General features: G+C 62.4%; 33 protein-coding genes and 1 tRNA gene. 5 read left to right on the top strand and 29 right to left on the bottom strand.

Going from position 1 to position 18738, the window contains the following annotated elements:
- From ACI1US_RS05135 to ACI1US_RS05105, 7 genes are all read right to left on the bottom strand, one after another.
- Window positions 1-204 (bottom strand): helix-turn-helix domain-containing protein (locus tag ACI1US_RS05135; RefSeq protein ID WP_461638700.1); only part of this gene is annotated, 204 nt, incomplete at its 3' end.
- Entirely contained in the window at window positions 185-463 is a 279-nt protein-coding gene (locus ACI1US_RS05130) for a hypothetical protein (protein WP_461638698.1), read from the bottom strand. The genes ACI1US_RS05135 and ACI1US_RS05130, both read right to left, overlap by 20 nt.
- A 699-nt stretch (window positions 464-1162) precedes the next feature.
- On the bottom strand, window positions 1163-1360 hold the full coding sequence (locus ACI1US_RS05125) for a hypothetical protein (protein WP_461638696.1): 198 nt from the start codon (window positions 1358-1360) through the stop codon (window positions 1163-1165).
- A complete protein-coding gene (locus ACI1US_RS05120; RefSeq protein ID WP_461638694.1) occupies window positions 1357-1713 on the bottom strand; it encodes an ead/Ea22-like family protein in 357 nt (118 codons plus the stop codon). Before ACI1US_RS05120 ends, ACI1US_RS05125 begins: the two co-directional genes overlap by 4 nt.
- The gene (locus ACI1US_RS05115; protein WP_461638692.1) at window positions 1706-1957 is read right to left on the bottom strand and encodes a hypothetical protein; all 252 of its coding nucleotides are present in this window, start codon (window positions 1955-1957) and stop codon (window positions 1706-1708) included. Before ACI1US_RS05115 ends, ACI1US_RS05120 begins: the two co-directional genes overlap by 8 nt.
- Window positions 1954-2514: a hypothetical protein gene (locus tag ACI1US_RS05110; protein ID WP_461638690.1), complete on the bottom strand. Its 561-nt coding sequence runs from the start codon at window positions 2512-2514 to the stop codon at window positions 1954-1956. The genes ACI1US_RS05115 and ACI1US_RS05110 overlap by 4 nt, the downstream gene beginning before the upstream one ends.
- Before the next feature lie 158 nt (window positions 2515-2672).
- On the bottom strand, window positions 2673-2978 hold the full coding sequence (locus ACI1US_RS05105) for a hypothetical protein (RefSeq protein WP_461638689.1): 306 nt from the start codon (window positions 2976-2978) through the stop codon (window positions 2673-2675).
- Window positions 2979-3022: 44 nt separating this feature from the next.
- Between ACI1US_RS05105 and ACI1US_RS05100 the strand changes: the two genes are divergently transcribed.
- A complete protein-coding gene (locus ACI1US_RS05100; RefSeq protein ID WP_461638687.1) occupies window positions 3023-3319 on the top strand; it encodes a hypothetical protein in 297 nt (98 codons plus the stop codon).
- Here ACI1US_RS05100 and ACI1US_RS05095 read toward each other — a convergent pair.
- Window positions 3316-3765 carry a hypothetical protein gene (locus tag ACI1US_RS05095; RefSeq protein WP_461638685.1) on the bottom strand — a complete coding sequence of 150 codons (450 nt, stop codon included), beginning with the start codon at window positions 3763-3765 and terminating at the stop codon, window positions 3316-3318. The two genes, ACI1US_RS05100 and ACI1US_RS05095, sit on opposite strands and share 4 nt — an antisense overlap.
- A 568-nt stretch (window positions 3766-4333) precedes the next feature.
- On the bottom strand, window positions 4334-4930 hold the full coding sequence (locus ACI1US_RS05090) for a DNA cytosine methyltransferase (protein WP_461638683.1): 597 nt from the start codon (window positions 4928-4930) through the stop codon (window positions 4334-4336).
- Between the two features lie 98 nt (window positions 4931-5028).
- Here ACI1US_RS05090 and ACI1US_RS05085 point away from each other — a divergent pair, with 98 nt between their 5' ends.
- Window positions 5029-5259: a hypothetical protein gene (locus ACI1US_RS05085; protein WP_461638681.1), complete on the top strand. Its 231-nt coding sequence runs from the start codon at window positions 5029-5031 to the stop codon at window positions 5257-5259.
- Window positions 5260-5299: 40 nt separating this feature from the next.
- Here the strand turns inward: ACI1US_RS05085 and ssb are convergent, their stop codons facing one another.
- The 18 genes from ssb to ACI1US_RS04995 all read right to left on the bottom strand — a co-directional run bounded on the left by ssb (window position 5300) and on the right by ACI1US_RS04995 (window position 14368).
- On the bottom strand, window positions 5300-5806 hold the full coding sequence (gene ssb, locus ACI1US_RS05080; protein ID WP_461638679.1) for a single-stranded DNA-binding protein: 507 nt from the start codon (window positions 5804-5806) through the stop codon (window positions 5300-5302).
- A 2-nt stretch (window positions 5807-5808) separates the two neighbouring features.
- The gene (locus ACI1US_RS05075; RefSeq protein WP_461638677.1) at window positions 5809-6027 is read right to left on the bottom strand and encodes a hypothetical protein; all 219 of its coding nucleotides are present in this window, start codon (window positions 6025-6027) and stop codon (window positions 5809-5811) included.
- Entirely contained in the window at window positions 6024-6431 is a 408-nt protein-coding gene (locus ACI1US_RS05070) for a hypothetical protein (protein ID WP_461638675.1), read from the bottom strand. Before ACI1US_RS05070 ends, ACI1US_RS05075 begins: the two co-directional genes overlap by 4 nt.
- Window positions 6431-6661 carry a hypothetical protein gene (locus ACI1US_RS05065; RefSeq protein WP_461638673.1) on the bottom strand — a complete coding sequence of 77 codons (231 nt, stop codon included), beginning with the start codon at window positions 6659-6661 and terminating at the stop codon, window positions 6431-6433. Before ACI1US_RS05065 ends, ACI1US_RS05070 begins: the two co-directional genes overlap by 1 nt.
- Window positions 6658-7041: a hypothetical protein gene (locus tag ACI1US_RS05060; protein WP_461638671.1), complete on the bottom strand. Its 384-nt coding sequence runs from the start codon at window positions 7039-7041 to the stop codon at window positions 6658-6660. Before ACI1US_RS05060 ends, ACI1US_RS05065 begins: the two co-directional genes overlap by 4 nt.
- Window positions 7038-7364: a hypothetical protein gene (locus ACI1US_RS05055; RefSeq protein WP_461638669.1), complete on the bottom strand. Its 327-nt coding sequence runs from the start codon at window positions 7362-7364 to the stop codon at window positions 7038-7040. The genes ACI1US_RS05060 and ACI1US_RS05055 overlap by 4 nt, the downstream gene beginning before the upstream one ends.
- A gap of 613 nt (window positions 7365-7977) precedes the next feature.
- Window positions 7978-8217: a hypothetical protein gene (locus tag ACI1US_RS05050; protein ID WP_461638667.1), complete on the bottom strand. Its 240-nt coding sequence runs from the start codon at window positions 8215-8217 to the stop codon at window positions 7978-7980.
- A complete protein-coding gene (locus ACI1US_RS05045) occupies window positions 8207-8431 on the bottom strand; it encodes a hypothetical protein (RefSeq protein ID WP_461638665.1) in 225 nt (74 codons plus the stop codon). Before ACI1US_RS05045 ends, ACI1US_RS05050 begins: the two co-directional genes overlap by 11 nt.
- Before the next feature lie 115 nt (window positions 8432-8546).
- Window positions 8547-8963 carry a hypothetical protein gene (locus tag ACI1US_RS05040; protein WP_461638663.1) on the bottom strand — a complete coding sequence of 139 codons (417 nt, stop codon included), beginning with the start codon at window positions 8961-8963 and terminating at the stop codon, window positions 8547-8549.
- A gap of 117 nt (window positions 8964-9080) precedes the next feature.
- Window positions 9081-9935, bottom strand: coding sequence for an AAA family ATPase (locus ACI1US_RS05035; RefSeq protein ID WP_461638661.1), 855 nt, complete (start codon window positions 9933-9935; stop codon window positions 9081-9083).
- The gene (locus ACI1US_RS05030; RefSeq protein WP_461638659.1) at window positions 9932-10828 is read right to left on the bottom strand and encodes a PD-(D/E)XK nuclease-like domain-containing protein; all 897 of its coding nucleotides are present in this window, start codon (window positions 10826-10828) and stop codon (window positions 9932-9934) included. The genes ACI1US_RS05035 and ACI1US_RS05030 overlap by 4 nt, the downstream gene beginning before the upstream one ends.
- Entirely contained in the window at window positions 10806-11099 is a 294-nt protein-coding gene (locus ACI1US_RS05025) for a hypothetical protein (protein WP_461638657.1), read from the bottom strand. Before ACI1US_RS05025 ends, ACI1US_RS05030 begins: the two co-directional genes overlap by 23 nt.
- Before the next feature lie 125 nt (window positions 11100-11224).
- The gene (locus tag ACI1US_RS05020) at window positions 11225-11392 is read right to left on the bottom strand and encodes a hypothetical protein (protein ID WP_461638655.1); all 168 of its coding nucleotides are present in this window, start codon (window positions 11390-11392) and stop codon (window positions 11225-11227) included.
- Between the two features lie 331 nt (window positions 11393-11723).
- The gene (locus ACI1US_RS05015) at window positions 11724-11939 is read right to left on the bottom strand and encodes an Acb2/Tad1 domain-containing protein (RefSeq protein ID WP_461638653.1); all 216 of its coding nucleotides are present in this window, start codon (window positions 11937-11939) and stop codon (window positions 11724-11726) included.
- Window positions 11940-12337: 398 nt separating this feature from the next.
- The gene (locus ACI1US_RS05010; RefSeq protein ID WP_461638651.1) at window positions 12338-13144 is read right to left on the bottom strand and encodes a phage antirepressor KilAC domain-containing protein; all 807 of its coding nucleotides are present in this window, start codon (window positions 13142-13144) and stop codon (window positions 12338-12340) included.
- A complete protein-coding gene (locus ACI1US_RS05005) occupies window positions 13141-13836 on the bottom strand; it encodes a hypothetical protein (protein WP_461638649.1) in 696 nt (231 codons plus the stop codon). Before ACI1US_RS05005 ends, ACI1US_RS05010 begins: the two co-directional genes overlap by 4 nt.
- Window positions 13837-13847: 11 nt before the next feature.
- A complete protein-coding gene (locus ACI1US_RS05000) occupies window positions 13848-14129 on the bottom strand; it encodes a helix-turn-helix domain-containing protein (protein WP_461638647.1) in 282 nt (93 codons plus the stop codon).
- The gene (locus ACI1US_RS04995; protein ID WP_461638645.1) at window positions 14126-14368 is read right to left on the bottom strand and encodes a helix-turn-helix domain-containing protein; all 243 of its coding nucleotides are present in this window, start codon (window positions 14366-14368) and stop codon (window positions 14126-14128) included. The genes ACI1US_RS05000 and ACI1US_RS04995 overlap by 4 nt, the downstream gene beginning before the upstream one ends.
- 95 nt (window positions 14369-14463) lie before the next feature.
- Between ACI1US_RS04995 and ACI1US_RS04990 the strand changes: the two genes are divergently transcribed.
- From ACI1US_RS04990 to ACI1US_RS04980, 3 genes are read left to right on the top strand one after another with little or no spacing between them, the layout of a single operon-like run.
- Entirely contained in the window at window positions 14464-14883 is a 420-nt protein-coding gene (locus tag ACI1US_RS04990) for a helix-turn-helix domain-containing protein (RefSeq protein WP_461638643.1), read from the top strand.
- Between the two features lie 43 nt (window positions 14884-14926).
- Window positions 14927-15343, top strand: a complete 417-nt coding sequence (locus ACI1US_RS04985) for an ImmA/IrrE family metallo-endopeptidase (protein WP_461638642.1) — start codon at window positions 14927-14929, stop codon at window positions 15341-15343.
- Window positions 15343-16647: a tyrosine-type recombinase/integrase gene (locus ACI1US_RS04980; protein ID WP_461638641.1), complete on the top strand. Its 1305-nt coding sequence runs from the start codon at window positions 15343-15345 to the stop codon at window positions 16645-16647. The genes ACI1US_RS04985 and ACI1US_RS04980 overlap by 1 nt, the downstream gene beginning before the upstream one ends.
- Before the next feature lie 102 nt (window positions 16648-16749).
- Here the strand turns inward: ACI1US_RS04980 and ACI1US_RS04975 are convergent.
- Window positions 16750-16824, bottom strand: a tRNA-Lys gene (locus tag ACI1US_RS04975).
- A gap of 45 nt (window positions 16825-16869) precedes the next feature.
- Window positions 16870-18738: glycerophosphodiester phosphodiesterase family protein (locus ACI1US_RS04970; protein ID WP_461638639.1), on the bottom strand; the 1869-nt coding region annotated here is incomplete at its 5' end.

Below are 18738 nucleotides of genomic sequence, written 5' to 3'. Positions count from 1 at the left end.
GATGCCAGCTTCACGAAGCTCCGCCGCTCGCGCTTGCACGCGCGCCCGGAGCGCTTCGATTTCTTCTTCTGTGCGGCCCCGGCTGAGGTACTGCTGCACCCGCGTCGGTGACACGCCAAGCTCGTCCGCGATCGCCCGCTGCGTCCACCCGGCAGCCCGCAGCAGTAGGGCGCGCAGGATGCGGTCAGGCGTCGTTGAGGACATACAGCATCTGCCAGCCCTCGGGAACTTGCGCGGCGAGCTCTGCACGCGTTGGCGCTTCGATTTCCCGGGTGGTGTCGCGGCGCATGTACGTGCCGAGAGCGGTGATCTGGCCCCCGGTTTTGCCCATCTTCACGGGCGCTTCTACGAGGGTGAACCCGTCAGGGCAGGCTTTCGCGAGTTGGTCGTGGATGGACTCGAGTGAGTCGCCTTCGACTGAGATTTCCTGCTTTTCGATGAGACGGATAGACGCACGCAACATGAGATCCAGCGTATAGGCAATGCCCATGAAGCCCCGCTTCGGCGGGGCGCTTGACAGGCATGATATACTAGATCCTGCGGAGACCTCCGCAAACACCAATTACCCCCACTCTCTACTTTGGGGGTAATTAGACGAAAGGTAAAATTGCTTAACATCATTGTAGTACGAGATTCCCCGAACGCGCAAGTATCTATCGGCGGGAAGCCGCGAGGTGGGGCGGGGCTGGGCAGGAGACTCCTAGCACTAGCCTCAGGGGCACCGCTAGCTTCGCTCATTTCAGGCTGGATGGGGATCTAACGATCGCGCCCGGCAGGATGATTCGTGACATCTCCTGCCGGGCGTTCCATACCTACGTAGCGGGTGCCTTCAACCCAGCAGATAGCGCCAGTACTGCGTCAGCTGAGTGAGCGAAGTGATCCCCCTGTGCGTCGCCTGGCATCTTGAACTCATAACTGCGCCATCCGCACGCGCATGCCGCCGTGTACCCGTCCCATTCGATGTTCCCGAGCAGGAGCTCATCGTGGTTGTGGCGGCGTAGGGTCTCCGCAATCTGTTCCCGTGTGGGTGTGACCAGTGCAGCACCCCACACAGCGCCCGCGACGAACGCAGCGGTCTCGAGATCCTGACAGGGCGATTTCGTGTGGAGCGAGTGCAGCCGTTCCGCTTCTGCTTGTGCGGCGGTACGGACATCAGCGGCGGTCACCGGTCAACTTCCTCAGGGGACGGCTGGCCTTGCTCAGTCTCCCACTCGCGGCTCTGAACTGCTGAGGCTGCCATGTGCATGGCTTGGTCAACGTCGCCCCACTCGCCTGAAGACCCAAAGCCGATCTCTTCGAAGTCTCCCCCGTCCACTGACCGCTGGATCTGGTATTCGATCTGGTACTCGATATCGCTCATTCGTTCTCTCCTTCTGTCAGGGCGCGCACGGTCTGGCACGGCCACTTGGTTTCGCAGCTCACACACCAGTCCGTGCCGATTCCAGGGGTGCCGCGCTGGTGCAGTGCTTCTACCTTGGCTATACGGGCCCGGGCGGCACGGTGGTCAGCGATCAGGGCAAGCATGGCGGCAGGGTTCGCGGCCGCGATGAACTCCGCGTTCCCCTTGTGATACGTCGGGCCGCATACAAGCGTCCCGGTGAGCAATCCCCCACCCGCCGTGACGTGACTATCTGCCTGCAGCGTTGTGTACTGCTCCCACGGTCCGGGCGTTGCTGCTTTCGCGAGCTCTTCCAGCTTGCCTAGGTCAGTCATCGTGTTCCTCCTTCGTCTTCCGGTATGGGTTTGCAGGGATATCGCTGACGAGGCGTGACTGGCCGAGCCGCCACTGAGCCATAGCGCCCTCACCCCACGCACGCTCTGCGGCTGCACGCTCCACCTCAGCAACCCCTCGGTGAAACTCTGCGCGTGCCACATCAGCGGTAACCCCAGCCGTGCGAATACGGCGCGTGACGTACTCGCGCTCAAGCGCTTTCACGCTGGGCGTACGGTCGCTCATTGCCCACCACCCCGCAGATGCTCCGCGACGGCACGGGCTGTTGTCGCAGCAGTCTCCCGCGTATGGATAACGTAGCCGTCCAGCACTCGCGACTCCTGCTCGCCCCAGATCACTTCGGCGAGCTTCGCTTCGTCTACCTGCACCGGGGCGGCGAGCCGACAGCGCCCAGGCTTGCAGGGCACCTCGGACCAGATGTGGAAGCGCTCCTGCCGTTCCTGTGGTGCGGCACCAGCGGCGACGCCGTCGCTACCATCCCGCGGGTACCATCGATCCAGGGCGGGTGTTTCTGGCATCTTGGGCGAGTGCCCGATACGGCTCAGATCGTTCGATGAGTGCTTGCCCCAGAACTTCACGAACTCGTTGCGGATCGCCCAACCCTCAGCGGCCAATCTAGATGCCTCATTGGCTCCGGTCGGTTCCTGTGGGGTGACACCAGCCGCAGCGATGAGCGCCTCGCGTGCAAGGTGCCGCCAGGAGCCCTCAGAGAAGAATCCTGACGAGGCATCGCCCATGGCTTTCGCCGCGGCTTCGACCTGTTCGGGTGTTGGGTCAGTCATGGTGCTACCTCACAATCTTGTATTCGTGCTTTGTCGGGATTGGCAGGTGTCGGCGATCAATGAAGCCGCGCCCGCCGTGTGTCCACTGCCTCGCTAGGGTGATGCCCATGCCGCGTGCGTGGATAGTGAAGATCGGCCTGCCGCAAGCGGCGCATACGTCACGCAAGGTTCTCTCCCTCTACCGGGAGCCACGGGCCAGCAGGACGGCGACGCACGAGGCTGCTACCTCGCCAGCTCTGCACGGAGACACGTGCCGCATGCTCCGAGTCCCACTCGTCTACCCCGTACGGGCCGCAGTCCCGGCCGTACTCCCATTCCGGTTCGGTGGTGGCGGCTTCGAGCGCGTCAGCCAGACGACGGATCGTGAGTATCGCTTTGTCGAGCTCCCGCGCCATCGGTTTGCCGAGCGGCGACGCCGAAGCGAACGCGCGCGCTCGGATTATGATTTCTTCGTTGGTCTCCATCAGAGATCCTTTCCTTGATATTTTGAACTGGTTATGGTTGGGATATGACTAATACACCGGGCCCACTGACCCACAAGGACCAGCTCCCTCGTGACGGAAAAGCAGATTTCGAGTACGACGGAACTCGTTTCTCGCTCACCCCATTAGGCTCCACGCGAGATTCGTGGAGGGTTTTACCGGGCCGGCTAGAAGTCCGCGAGCTAGCGGCGGAGCATGTAGAGACAGGGCATATGCTCATGCTGGGCGTTGCAGTAGGCAACGAGTTTGGGGAGATCGAAACCTTTGCTTACGGTGAGCTTCAAGACTTGGGTAGGCACATCGCGGAGCGCATCAACGACTAGTCGGATCGCATGGAGCCCAGTGCCGTGACCGCCTGCTGCGTCACGACACCATTGCCGAGCATCTTGAGTTGCTGGGTACGCGACAGGCCCAGCATGGGATCTGTCACCCAGCCCTGCGGTAGTCCCATGAGCCACTCAACGAAAATTGCTGACAGCCGCCGGCCACCTTTCGGGCCGACCTCTGTCGGGTCAGGCGCGGGCCGACCTAGCACGGTCTCCCAACGTTCGATAGCAGCCGCGTAAGGCCCCCAGTCCGCGTTCTCGGGAAGCTCGACGCTGCCTTGTTCCCGGTAGTCGTCGCTGCGTTCCCCGCCGAAACCGTAAGCGATCTCGGTGTTTGATCCGCCACGAGTCGCTCGGGGCGTTGGCAGCAGCGCCTGACCGCCTGACAAGTCGCGGCAGTCATTTGGTGAGCAGTTGGCGCAGAAACCGTCGGCGTCGTGCACGAGGTCGTCATGCCCGCAAGCAGCACACAGGTCTGGGCCAGCCGGAAGTGTGTACATGAGCCTTGTCATCAGGTGAGTCGATTTCTCCGGTGGGCGCCCTGACGTGCGGGGCATCCCGAAGTCAGCATCACCAGCCTTCGGGGTCGGAAGCAGCTCGTGATGAACTGCTGTCGCCAGCGTCACTGACCGCTTGGACCCCGATTCCCGGACACCGCCCATCTCTGTGGAAACTCGGCCTCCCGTGCAATCGGAAGCCGCAGGGGTAGGCAGCAGCTCCTCAACAGCCCGCAGGCCGGGCGACCGGCGCCGTCCATCGCCAGCAGACGCGATCTTTGCGTCGGTGGCCATCGGTGTGGGCAACAGCCGGCCTCCGCTCTCAAGCAGCCCGTTCTCCACGATGATCGCGAGATCCGTCACGACTTCACGTCCCGGTTTCTTGCGCAGGTGATCGTCAGGCGTGTTCCCCGATGGCTGAGCTACCGGCGACGGCAATAGCTTTTCTGAACCACGCCCACCTATCTGCCGCTCGAGCGTCTGGACCCCGCCACTTAGCGCGGCAGTTGGAGTGCTAAGCACCCCGCCGAGTTGCGAGAACAAAGACCCGGAAGCGTCCATGTGGGGCACCGATGTCGGCAGCTCGTAAGCCACGCCATTGACAGTCATACCCGAGATCGTGAAGGTCTCCGAGTACACGTCCGAGCGCTGTGAGATTACGTCTACTTGGTCCGTCTCCCACACATCCCTGACACTGTTCCATCCAGCAATCCGGCGCATGTTTGTCCTCCTCGCTTGTTGCTGTGGCTGAGTACGCGCCGCGCACGTTTTCCCAGACCACGTATTTCGGTTTGAGTTGCGCGATCGCTTCGCGCATGTTGACCCACAGGTTTGAGCGGGTGCCTTCGGTCATGCCTGCACGCCGGCCGGCAGCGGATAGGTCTTGGCAGGGTGAGCCGCCGTCGATGATGTCCACGGGCGGCACGGTCGACCAGTCCACCTGGGTGATATCGCCCAGGTTGGGTACGCCGGGCCACCTGTGCTCGAGCACTTTGCTGGGTGCGTCTTCGAATTCGCAATGCCAGACGGTTTCGCCGTCGAAGGCTTCCTCGGTGGCGAGCGTGAGGCCACCGTAGCCAGAAAATAGTGAGCCGATGCGGAGCTTTCTCACGCGCCCTCCTCAGAATTGGGTGAGGGGCCAACCTCTCGGTCAGCCCCCAAGTAGTGTTTTTCGTTGCAGAGCATCAAGAGTCCGGCTAGCGTGGGGCCATGCGTACCCCTGAAGAGAATTGGCGACGGAACCGCGGCATCATTCTCGGGCCAGCAATCGGCCTTGCCGCCGGAATTGTCGTCACCGTTTTCACGCAAGACTTCGCCCGGACTGGTGTCGTGTTCGGCATCGCTATGGGTGTTGGTCTTGTTCTTGGGATCGTTTACGACCTTGTTGCACGTCGCCGCAAGAGGCAGGCGGAGAGCCGCTCTGCCCCTCGAGACGACTAGCGCCCCACCGGTGGTGGAGCGCGGGTGATGTGTGGCGGAGCTAGAAGGGCTGCTCGTCGTCGAAGCCACCACTGAAGCCAGCCGCGCCAGGATCGCCTGTAGCGCCCTGGAATGGCTCGGTTGGTGGAGCTGCCCACCCGGCCTGTCCTGCGCCGCCCTGGGCCTGCTGTGCGCCTCCCCCGCTGCTCTTTCGCGTGACCTGTGCGCTGGCGAAGCGGAGCGACGGCCCCACTTCCTCCACTTCCAGATCCAGCGACGTGCGTTGCGCGCCCTGATTGTCCGTGTACGAGCGCTGCGTGAGCCTGCCCTGCACGATGACGCGCATACCCTTCGTGAGGGTCGCGGCGATGTTGTCGGCGTACTCGCCGTAAGCGCGGCAGCCAAGCCAGAGTGCTTCACCGTCGGCCCAGTCGCCGGACTGGCGATCGCGGACGCGCGGTGTTGACGCGATACGGAACGTCACCCACGATTTCCCGGCCTGGGATACCCGCGGCTCCGGATCTGCGACGAGGTTTCCCGTCACGGTGATTAGTGGTTCGCCGGCCATAACTACTTGCCCCCTTCCGAGACGAGCGTGTACCCCGTGGAGTTCGCGCGCATACGCTTCACCGAGAGTGTTGAAGCGGTGACTCCGGTCGTCACCCGTGCTTTGCCGTCAGCGACGGAGATGACGGTGACCGTGCGCCCCGCGGAGCGCTTGTCGCGGTCTCGCCAGATCTGGCCTGGTTTCACTTCGATGCCTTCGGGCGTGATGTTCGGGTTGCTCATGGGTTCTCCTTGATGGTGATTGTTGCCGTGTACGTCTTGAGGATCTGCCCGTTGTCGTCGTACTGCTCGATGATGAGCGCGTCAGTGACTTCGTCGTAGTCGTACCCAAACCATCCGCCGAGTTCCATTGCTGGTGTGAGGTCTTCAGCGATGCTCCCGACGGTAGGGGGCTTCTGGCTGTTCGCTCGTTCGGTGGCCTCCTCGAGCACGGTGATGAAGTCTTCGCGCTTCTTGCGGCTGTCTACGTCTGGCAGGAACTCCCAGTCCTCAATCTGGGGGCATTGGTGGCAGCTCGTGGGTAGATCTTCGTCCCACGCCGCCTCGAGCGCTTCGTCTTCGGTTTCGGCTTCGACTTCGACGGTGTGCCCGACGTATGAGGTCAGGTGGATTCGGTACTTCGGCACTATTTCTTCTCCTTGGTGTTTCGGTGCGCCCATGCGACGCAGATGATGGTGGTGCTCGTCCCGGCAGCGAGGAGCACGGCAGGGAATGCGGGCGAGATGGTGACCATGTCCGCGCGTTCGAGGACGTATGCCGCGAGGATGACCGAGGCGAGTGTCATGCCGACGAGAAAGGCCACGATCGCTGGTGCTTTCGTGGCCTTACGCTCGCGCGGGGTTGTGTGATCTTTCATGATCCTTCTCCTGTCTCGTTTACGTCGCCGCCGAGCAGCACCGCGAAATCACGGAGCGTCATCGAGACGATCTGGTCTTCCGGCTTGGCACTGCCATGCCGTTTATGGATGACGACACCAACCGCGGCATCGTCGTTGCCTCGCTCAATCTCGGCTTCTCTCAGCCACGGCCCGAGCGCGAGCTTCGCAGTGTTCTTCACCTCAGCGACGATGCGCTGCTGGTCGACCGTGCGCAGGCCGGCAATGTCGCCGCGGTCTTTCGACCCGCTCAAACGCCGCCGCTCGATACGGTCATCGCTGAGCACTCGGGCGAGGTAGTTCACTGCAAGGGTTTCCTGCGCAGTGCCGGCCTTCTTCGCAGAGGCCCGATTCCTGGTCATGCTGCCTTCTTTCTTCCGTGCAGGATGTCCCGCAACTCTTCATTCCTGTCCAACAGGTCACTCTTCTCCGCGAACAGGGAAACGTTCGCCGTATCGAGGGTGCGGTTCTGCTCCCCGAGCACGCGCAGCTTCCGGGCAAGACCACCGTTCTCGTGCTCGAGCATCACCAGGCCGTTGCCAAGTGACAACACCATCCATGCGAGCTCCTGACGGGTACGCCCGTCTACGAATGAGCGCAGCCCTTCCGCGTCGCCGGCGCGGATCCGCTCGAGCACATTGGTCGAGTGCGCCTCCGCGAGGTCTTCCAGAGGTTCGAGTTCCACTCAGTCCTCCTTCCGTTCGTCACAGCCGAGGCAACTGCCGTCCGGGAACCAGTCGTGCACGTGAGCCTTCGGCGGTCGCGGGCGTGCAGCCTCAGCTGCCTCCCACTCCTCGAAGGCTCGACGGTCGCGACCGCACGGGCCGCAGCTGTCATCGTGTTGCCAGCCCACATGTTTGCGACAGGAGGGGGCGGGGGGAATGTCGCTCGCGACCTCCCCTCCCTTACGTTCCTTTACCTTCCCCTCCTCTCCCCTCCTACGTGGGGTCTCCTCACCAATCCCAGGAGTCTCACCCAAACTCGCGTGAGTTTCGCCGAGTTCAGCAGAGATCACCCGAGCACACACGAGGCAACGCGACTTCCAGCGAGTATCAACACGCTGATGATCCCCAAAACTCGGAATCAACAAATACGCCTTCCCCGCCACCGCCAACCGCTCCAAACGACCAGCATCAACAAGTTGTTGCACGAGCGAATCCGAGTCGACAGGATCAGCCGGCAAAATCTTCAACCGCAGTCCGAGAGGATCATCCTCCAAATGGCCGCGATCACACGCGAAGTTCCATAGGCCGATGTAGAACAGGCGAACCTCGATAGGTAGACGGATCATCGCCCCGTCAGTCCAAAATTCTGGCTTGATCGTCCTGATCCGAGCCACTGGGCACCTCCTTCCTTTTGATTGATGCGAGCATCCCCGCCCGCTCGAGCTGCAGCACGATCGCGTCAAGACACGCATCAGCGAGAGACACACGATCGTCAGCGACAGCTTCAGACCACATGAGGCACAGCTCGGGGAGCGTGTACCTGTGGGAGAGGACGTGCACGAGCTTGCGGGGCGTGAAGTGGTTACAGGTCACGGTGCTCCTCCTTCCCTCCGATGTCGTCCAGCAGATACCAGCGACCATCCGGGTACAGGACTGGTGTGATCGTCGTGTCGGCCCAGAACGGCACTTTGATGCCCCGCTCGCGTGCCTCCTGACCTAGGTCGGCGTCGGACTCGATCAGGCCGTTCGTGAGCGAGCACAACCACAGCAGGTTCGATGCGCGGTGCTTCGTTTTGCTGCCACCCATGCCGCCCTGCCTGTGCTGAGGGACGAGCACATCAGTGCCGCACCGTGGACCATGCCACGAGCACTCGTGCCCGTCCCTCGCCTCGAGCTGTTTGAGTGCCGCCTTCGGAGTCGGCTTACTCACGGATCTCAGGGGGCTCGTCGCCACTCTTACCATGTGGGCCGCCTGCCTCGTCAGCACGAGCCCGCGCCTTCCACCCCTCCATAAACACGACGCGGGCATCAAGCGTCTGTCCCTTGTTCTGGATCAGCCAGGCGTTGAATGGGTCAGCCGCCTGGTGCCGGTGACGTTTGTGCTCCTTCGGGAGAACAAGCGCGTACTGCCGCACTGCTTGCGTCTCATGCCACGCCTTCAGCATGCTCTCCCGAGCCTCGATTGCCTCATGCTCGGCACGAATCAGGAACTCAACAAGCTGGTCCTTCCTCCAAGTCATGAATACTCGCCGCAGCTCTGTGGGCGACTGCTGCCTCGGCGACATGCCCTCGGCTTCCCACTCTGCGCGGATCTCCTCGCGCGTCTTCCGCTCGCTCATGGTGCCTCCGTTACTGGTTGTGTGGTGCACACGCACCGACGAGAAAGGCCCGGTGCTGGTTCAACCCAGCCCGAGCCAGAACATGCGTCGCAGGAGTGCAACGGTTCGAACTTCGACTCACCCATCGACAGGTGCCGCTTCTGTGTACTCAGCCTGCGCAGCGGCCTGCCTGTCGAGCCCCAGTGAGCGCCACAACCAGTCGATGCCCTTCGTGTCGAAGTCCTCGATGTTCATTCGCTCCGGGAGCTTGTGAATCACCGACCGGGCACCGGTCAGTGTCGCTTGCCCGCGGGCCGGCATCTCGATAATCGCGTCGACGTCGTAGGCCAGGTTCCGCTGCCCCTTGACCTTGTCTTCCTTCACCGCGGTCGGCTGACCGCGATCGTTCATCACCGTGGTGGAGTCCATCCGCGCGGTGATGATCACGGGGCCGTTATGGGAGCGGAGCGTGCGCAGCAACGCGTTCCACTCCCCCGTGACGTGGTTCCACAGGTCCATACCCACGATGGGTTCCTGGGTCTTCTGGTTGATGGATCCGCGCTGACGAGCCATCCACGTAGCTTTGTCCCGCAACGTGTCCCAAATGACTGTGCCCGAGTCCACGATGATGAGGTTCGGCTTCCCGCCCTCTTGCGGCTGGGCGACCGCGGCCCGCGCGAACGCCTGCAGCCCAGCAAGGGTGCCGTCGTACTCCACAATCTCGAAGTCAGCACCCGGGATCGCCCCGTACTCATCAGGGTCTTTCTCACCGAACCCGAGCCACAAGGTGCGGCCGACCAGCGCGGAGCTCGACGCGAGCGCCGCATGGTAGCTCTTGCCCGTCTTCTCCCGTCCGGCGAGAAGGATTACCGGCCACGACGGCAACCCTGACGGCTTCCGCGTCGCAAGCGCCGGCGGCGGGCCAGGCTTTGCAGCCTTCTTGGCCGCATGAACGGGACTCTCCTGTGTTTGGTGGTTCAAGATATCGCTCATCGGGATGCATCCATTTCTTCGTTCAATTCGTCTTCGTAGCTATTGACTACCCAGGGCGGCGGCGATGCTGTTTTGACGCCAGGCGGATAGCCAGGCCACACGCCAGATTCGGAGCACTCGAGGAAACGACGCCGAGCACCTCGCGCCCGTTCCATGCCCATCTCTTTCCAGTACTCATCTAGCTGGATCACGTTCACATTGAACGGCGGCACATTCGCCACGACGATGAACATCATGTCCCGCACGTAGTCGAGGCCGATGATGCTCGCGAGGTCCAGATAGTGCCCCCACTGCACGTCGTAGCTGCGATCGTCAATCGCCCGCGTGAACCCCTTCAACGAAGAGTTTTGCGCGGTCTTCAGGTCAAGCGCGATCGGGTGCGCATCCGGCAGGAAATCGAAGCGGCCGCGCAAGCGCAGCCCAGTCTCAGGGCAGGTGCCAAACATCGAGGCTTCAGCTTGTCCTGCCTGAGCAAGAGCCGGTCCGCAATCTGGATGCAGGCGCACGTTGTTTGCCATGACCGTGATCGCTTCTTTCTCGGATTCACTGACAACGATCAGACCAGCAGCTTCCTGTGCGGCTTCCCACGCCTGCGCGTCCTTTCCAGTGGACCGGCGGCCGCTAGGGGTCAGCAGGTCTTCAGGCCACAGCGCCGTGATGTCGCGATCCTCGAGCACCAACGCGTGAGTTGCGGTGCCGATGTCCATCGCTTTGCTGCGCTTAGCGTGGCCCTTGTTGTACTCCCAGTCGTAGTGCGCGGCAGACTCGCGTATTGTCTTCGCCGCTGACGACGAGAACTCAGCGGTGCGGAACTGTTCGAAGTCCCCTTGCCCGTGGTACTCGTCTTCGCTCATCCCGCACACGAGCCCGTCACGTTTCATCGGTTCGCTCATCGAATGCTCTCTCTTCTCTCATTTGGTCGCCCTCGTAGTCGTTCTCGGCGGGCCACCAGTGCTCGTGGTCAGACGCCGGGAGATCCGGCGCGGTGTCGGGTTCGGTGTACGGGATCACCTGTGACGGCCGCGACCGCGCGTACCAGCCGCAGATGCAGTCGGGCGAGTGCCCGAACGGGTTATTCGAGTGGCGGCATTTCGTCTTGTGTGACGGCGTCGCGCCTCCGTAGAGGTTGTCGCCCATCGTGCCGCCGAGCGTGCTCTCACGCATGATCAACTCCTAGGTATTTCTTGACTGCTGAAATGAGAAGCCGCCCACGTCGCTGGTTGTCTTCCAGCAGCATGTAGGCGTCGATGATGAGGGCCCCGGTGAGTGCGACACCGGGCGGCATGTAGTCAGCCAAGATCGACCCCCAGGAGGCCGGCGGCTTGCACGACAACGAACTTGATCGCTGCATCGTCGCTCCCTCGTACCTCGAGCAGCATGTCCTCGAGGTCGTGTCGTCCGTCGCGTTCGGCTTTGCATTCGAGCAAGACCGCGAGTGATTTCAAAGGCACGTCCATGTGTGCACTTCCTTCCATCAGGTTTGGTCCTCTCAGCGGGTGTCGATCCCGCACACGCCCCACAGAATTGGGTGGTTGCTGACGGCCACGAGCGTCTCCCCCATAGGTAGGGGGACGGTCAATATGTGGTGGCGTGTATGCGCCGGCATTGAGAGGTTGGTGCGGGTAGTACCGGATGCGTCGTTCCATCGCACCGCGGCTTGTCTAGGCGATCCCGCATACGCAGGCGTTCCCGTCAGCGGCTACCCGACCGCTCGCCCCAGTAGGGGTCTTTCGTGCCCGTGGGAGGTACTCCGCCTCCACAACCGATCACAGGCTCACGGGCTGCCGGCTACGACTTGAAGATCGCCTTTCCGGCCCACATCAGCGCCTCCTCGAGCTTCGTCAGTGCGAGCGACTGCTCCCGCGACGGGTCCGTCATGTCTTCTAGGTACTGCCCCGTATCTGCGATCAGCCCACGGAACCATCGCTGAATCGTGAGCTGGTGCGGGGTCGGCGGCTCGCCGTCCTGGGCGAGCAGGAACTTTGTCTCGTTGTTCTGTGCCATTGGCTTCCTTCTTCCTTGTTGTTGTGACGTTCTGCCGTGGCGGTCGAGGGTTCGAACCTCGCGTGTGACCGGGTATCCCAGACATCACACGGCACCAAACACCGCCTGGCCGCCCAGAAGACGGCCGATAATTGCTGCCGGGACATACCGGCCAGACTTTCCATCCCCGCACCCCGTACAGCGCCACCACGCACTGATCGAAAGGGTCTAGGTCTTATGAAGCACTCGTCTCTCTGGGACCGGGACCTTGGTGGCCATCGGAATTCGAGCGAGCTATGTAGATGTGAGCCATTGAGGCCGTGCCCTGCCGTTGTGTGTGCCGTAAAGACCAACGGAGGGCCTGTTTTTGGGTAAAGCGTCGCTAGCCCTATGTCGCAAGGGCCAAGAAAAGGAGGGGGCTACGCTGCGGCGATCGCCGGGAACGGTGGCAGCATCAGCTTGCGCAGTTCGTTCAGCCCTTTCATCGTGACTCGCACCTGGGGCGCATCAAGCACCGTCTCCCCCGTCTCCGGGTGCTGGTGCGACTGGGGCTTGTGGTACAGCCGGCCCGTGCCCACGGCGGTCTGCTTCGCCTGCCAACGACCCGACTGCCGGTACACCCACCCGAGCTCGTGCATGAACTGGAACAGGCGATCGCGGCCCGTCACGATACCGACCTGATTCAGCATCTTCGCCGCATCAGCCACCGCGTACGTGCCGTTGCCTGACGCGAGCCCATCCCAAGCGTCAGCCTTCGGCGCAAGCTCCGCGATCTGGGAGGCCTGTTGCGCGAGCATCTGCTGCGCTTCGATCACGGCGAGCGCGATAAGTTCCGCGCCGGAGGGGGTGTCCCGCGGTGAAACCTCCGCGGCGCGAGTCTTTATCGCGAAGTACTGCTGCGCAGCCGCCACTTCTGTCTTCGCGCCGTCCGCGTTCTGGAAGAGGATGTAGCAGGCATACCGGGTGAGCTCGACATCTTCGACCTCACGGCGGGCTCCCTTGCCAAGCTCGATCATCTTCCCGACCCCAGCAAAATGATCCGCAGCATTGAGGCCACTAGCGTTGACCGAGGTGATTGCACGGGATATGGCCTTCGACCAGTTCTCCCACTTGCTATACCCGGCGAACGGCATCAGGTCACGGGCCGACCACACTTCACCGTCCGTGAGGGTGATGACCTTGAGCGCGTCTAGTTGCGACTCGAAGCCGCTCTCGATCGCGTTCACTTTGCGTCCTCCCACTCCATGTAACCGGCAACGTTCACGTCAGAGTTCAGGTCCCGCGCCCACTTCGCAGCGACCGCGGCAGGCCAACCGCCAGCAACAAGATTGCGGGCCCGGTCGTACACGTACTCCCCGACCGCAACAAACCTGGGCGTGGAAGATGCAGGAGACACACCCTCCACGCCAGGGGCAGCAGTACTGCTGCCACCCTCCTGTACGGTCATGGCAGGAGCATCGGAAGTGTCCGCTTCCGACTCCGCTACGACAGGAGAAGAACAATGGCAATCAGCGACGACAGCCTTGAGCTCATCAGAAACGCGATTGTGGCGATCGATACAGATGTTCCCCAGAGCTTCGAGGACGCTCATTCCAGCATCGAGGCCAGTCTCACGTCCATTAAAGACGCGCTTGGAGCCATCGCTGACGCGCTCGACAGTGATCTGACCTGACCCTACGTTGTGGCTGCCGGAACCGCTTCTGGCAGCCACAGCAGCGGCCCGCATCGCTTTATCGACAGCGGCTTCCGCGATCCGTTCCATGCGCTGGTCAAGCACCCGCTCGTCGCGCTTCTTGCGCAGCTTCGCTAGTTCTTCAGCACGGGCCGCTCGTCCAGCACGGGCTACTTCCTGCTCAGCCGCACGCTGCGCTTCTGCTCGAGCGATCGCGACGATGGTGTTACGCTTTTTCTTGAACATTGATTCTCTCCCTAGAGGTTTGTGTTCGGGCCCGGTGCTGACACACCGGGCCTTCTGTTTTCCAGCCATGCCTCTACGTCGCTGCCGTAGTACCGGTAGAAGCGTGTGCCGTTTGGGTTTTGATACGCGGGGCCCTCGCCAGCGACTCGCCACCGCTCCAAGGTCCTCACCGTTACATCGAGTTCCTTGCCGAGCTGCGCGGGCGACATGACAGGCGGCAAGTAACGCGCCGCAGCGGCGAGAACGGACTCCTGGCCGCGCACATCAGCAAGGGCAACAACTTCAGCGCTCATGCTGCGATCTCCATCGACGGGACAAAGGCCCGAGGTGTAAACGCTGATGGCGTTGTTGAGAGGGCACCGGCGACTCGGTAGAGCTCTTCAAAGTTGAATCCGACAACAGCGTCAAGCTTTCGCCGGAGAGTGGTGAGGGGGATACCGGATGCTACCGACAATGACGCCCGTGACATCTCGGCTTTCCCCATTTCTGCTAGGACGAGGCGTGCAACCTCTTGGTTAAGTTCTGTAGCCATACGGCTAGATTACATCGCTGTAATTTGATCCGCAAGCACTAAATCGGCCTAATTTGGCTTTCTTTTGTAGCCATCATGGGTATAGGCTTAGCCACATGGCTACCAAGAATGAAGCAGAGGCTTTCGCTCAGACTGTCGCAGCGCAGGTGCGCGCTGAGATCGGCGCACGCGACTCCTCCGTCGCCGCAATCTCACGTGAGACCGGCATCAACCGCGAAACCCTTGACCGCTGGGTCAAAGGAGAGCGCCAATTCAACGTGGCCAACCTCTTCCGCGTAGCCGACGCACTCGGCATGGATACCCATCTGCTCATCAAACGAGCCGAAGAACGATTCGTAGAAGAGAACGCATATTCCAGGCTCGCGCAGACCGAAGCAGAGATCATTGTCGGACGCTTCGGCCAGAATGCTGCCAACGAGACCGACGACGACATTCCCCAAAATGTCGAGGAAGCATGGGCGGGCAAGTTTGCCGCTCACCCGAAGGGCAACGAGCCCGAGGACCACACCCCCTAACTGAAGAGCCACCCGCGGCCCCAGGCTCCCTCTACGCCTGGGGGTGACTCAGTGCACCCAATTCCAGATTGGAGACACCTTGTTCAACCCCGCTTTCGACCCCCTTGAACGACTCGCAGAACTCAATGTGAGAGTTGTGCGTCGCCCGCTTAAGGATCACGACGCGCTTTGGTTTCCAAACCACCGCGTCGTTGTCATGGACGGCAACCTGAGCCCCGCACGGTTACGGGCCGTGCTGACTCACGAGTACATCCATGTCGCCTACAACGACCCAGAAGGGCATCACCCTCGCAATGAGGCGAGAGCAAATCTGATCTCAGCAACGATCCTCATCGATCCAGATCAATGGGCCGCACTCACCCCGATCTACGCCGACTATGACCACATCTGCCTCGAGCTCGGAATCACACGAGAGCAGTTCGTGGCCTACTACCAGCACAATTTGAGAAAGGCAGCCTAATGGCCAAAGCATGGGTCACCGACCGGTGGGTTAAAGATGCCACCGTGACGATGCCTGATGGCACGACACAGAAGATCAGCCCAACACCAGCGCAGCTCAAGTCACTCAAGACGCTGCCTGAACATTTCCGGCGTTCGCGCTTCGGCGTCGGGTCGCGCTGGGCGACAACCTGGCTAGAGCCACAGCTTGATGGCAGAACAGCGCAACGGTCGAAAGACTTCAAACGGCGCAGCGAGGCCGAAGCCCTCAAAGCCGAACTCGAGGACGACATACGCACCGGCAGGTACATTGACCCATCACAACGCGACCGCCCGTTCGCTGAGCTCGCCGAGGCCTGGCTGCAGTCAAAGAACCGGATCAAGGACGCAACGTACCGGCGCTACAGAAACGACCTCGACAACTACGTGCTCCCCCGATGGGGCACGGTCCCTGTCGGTTCGATCCGGCGCGACGATGTCGACGCGTGGGTGCAGGCGCTCAGAGATGGCGAAGCGCCGTTCAAATTCTCCGAGAGCAAGCACGTCAACAAAGACAAGCGCAAGGCGCGGCCGCTCTCGGCATCGTCCATCAAGTCCATCGTCGGCGTGACGTTCAGCTCGCCAATGAGGTACGCGGTGCAACACGGCTGGATCGGGCGAAACCCAGCGCATGGCGTGGAACTCCCACTGAAGGAAAAGACTGACGGCGATCTCCCCACACTCACGTACGCGCAGGTCGAGAGCCTGGCAGCAAAGGCGTTCGAGTTGACCGGCCGGATGGACGACAAGGTGCTCATACACCTGCTCTGCTACGCCGGCCCCCGCATCGGGGAAGCAACCGCGCTGCAGGTTAGAGACCTCGACATCGAGGGACGACGGGCCCGAATCAACCGCACTTGGACCTTCGACCGCGCCGGCAAGAGAAAGCTAGGCCCTCCCAAAACCTGGGAGCGTCGCTGGATCCCGCTCCCCGAGTTTCTGATTGACGAACTCACGAAGCTCTGCGCAGGCAAGGATCCCGAGGCCTTTGTGTTCACGTCGAAGGAAGCCGCACATATCCAAGACCGCAACTGGTACAACCGCGTATGGATGGTCGCAAGGAAAGATACGCCGGCCGCGGGCATGAGCGCCCACGCCATGAGGCACGTTTCTGCGACGCTGTCGATCGCTGCTGGCGCTGACGTGAAGCTTGTCCAGCAGATGCTCGGTCACAAGGATGCGAACGAGACTCTCAACACGTACGCGCATTTGTGGCCGTCGAAGGTTGGTGAGGTTATTTCGCTTGTTGAGGTTCGCCGCGCCAAGGCGATAGCCGAAGCGGCGTAGTTTCTCATGTTGGCCAAATGTTGGCCACAAGCCTCAAAGGCTCGGGCAAAACAAAACACCCAGCCAAGAAACTAGCCTTGACCAGGTGTTCGTCGACTTGTGTGGTGCCCCCAGTAGGGATCGAACCTACGACCTGCGGATTAAAAGTCCGTAGCTCTACCGCTGAGCTATAGGGGCCAACTCCAGTAGCTTACCGGAAACCGGCACCCCACTTCACCTCGCTCAGCCGAGGGTGACGAAGCGGGCGAGCGCGTCGAAGAGGACGGCGGCGAGGCCTGGGCGCTCCGCCATTTCACCGCGCAATCGCACGACCTCGTCGGGATGGTCGGTGATGATGCCGTCGGTCCCGCGGCGCAGGTGGTCGCGCATCGAGGCGATGTCGTTGACGGTCCACGCGAAGAAGCTGAGGCCCGCCCGCTCAGCGGATCGTTGCACCTCTTCACTCGCCGTCCACTGCTCCACGACGATCATGTCGGCGATCGTGTTAGGAGCCTCGACAGCGGCGAAGGCCATCGTGTATCCGACCGTGAGGTCGGGCCGCATGTGTTTGAGACGCTCAACGCTCGGCGCGTCGAGCGAGTGGTACATATGGTCATCGAGCACCCCGAGACCCTCGAGCTGCGCGACGAGCCGCTCCACCTGTTTGGGGCTGTCGTTGCCGCCAAGTTTGATCTCTACGAGCAAAGGCATCTCGAGCTCTTGCGCTCGCAACATGTATTCCTCGAGCGAGGGGATCACGTCTTCGTTTCCCTCGAAGTCCTCGACCCTGATCTGGGTGAGCTCCGCGAGCGTCAGGTCGGCGACGCGCAACGACTGCCCGGCGAGCCGCGACAGGTTCGCGTCGTGCATCACGACGAACTCGTTGTCCGCGGTCTCCATGACGTCCATCTCGACGAGATCGGCCCCCGCTGCGTGCGCCGCCTCGAGGCCGCTGATGGTGTTCTCGACGCCGCCAGCCGAGCCGCCGCCCACGTCGCCGTCGCCCGAAAACCCGCGGTGGGCAAGCACAAGCGTCTCGGGGGCGGCGTGCAGCCTGTGCATCGTGTTCCAGCCGGCGGCTGAGAACACAGCGGCAGCAAGCACGGAGACGCCGACCGTGACAGCGGGCAGCACGAAGCGGCGGCCCCCGCGCTCCACGGGCCGAGCGGGGCGCGCCCCCGCCGCGGGACCCGCCTGCCGAATCTGCTGCACATCAGCGGGCAACCGCTGCCACCGCAGCGCCAGCCCCTGTGTCAGCACTGCCGCGATCGCGGCCGTCGTGCCCCCGGTGAGTAGCAGCGCAAGGAGCTGCGCGATGCCGAGCGACACCGCGGCTACACCGGGAGCGGCGTCCGGCGCGACCGCGTCAGCGATCAGCGTCGGCAGGAGTGCTGCAACGAACAAGAGGATCGCTGCAGCGACCGCGACGAGCAGCACCGTAGCGCCGGCGAGCACGAGTCCCCACTCGGCTACAAGCCCGCGAGTGAGCCGCACACTCAGTCGCGAGGCCCGCCCGCCCGTCGCGGACGTGAGGGTGAACACGGGCACCGTGAGCGCAAGACGCACGTTGATTGACCCGAGCACAAAGAGAAACAGCATGAGCAGAAGCGCGCTCGTAAGCGTCTTTTCGAGCTCGCCTGAAATGAAAGGTGGGATCGCCACGCCCTTCGCAAGCAGCGACGTGAACCCGAACCCGGTGAGCGGCAAGAGCAAGAACAGGTACCCGACGAGCGGCAGCGAGCTCGGTCGGATCATCTTCCGCAGCACGAGGCCGACGTGCCGCAGTTGATCCCGCGGCGCGGCGCGGCGATGCGATCCGCTGAGCATGACCGTGAACAGCACGAACTGCAGCGCCATTGCCCAGAACGCAATAAGCACGATGAGAGCAATGAGCGCGAGCGTGAACGGGACGCCTTCGGGTCGCATCGGGGCGGCGAGGTCGAGCCCGGTCTGGCCGACCGAGCGCAGCGCCTCGCGGAACAGCCACTGGTTTACGGGCACCACGATCGCGAAGATCACGAGCTGCGAGATGAGGATCGTCCCGACGAGCGGCAGCCCCGCGACCCTGAGCCGGCGAGCGCCTCCGCGCAGCAGGAGCCCCGTGGCCCTGCG

The organism is Leucobacter sp. BZR 635 (assembly GCF_048061935.2).
Taxonomy (GTDB): domain Bacteria; phylum Actinomycetota; class Actinomycetes; order Actinomycetales; family Microbacteriaceae; genus Leucobacter.
This window is presented reverse-complemented; position numbering and strand designations above follow the sequence as displayed.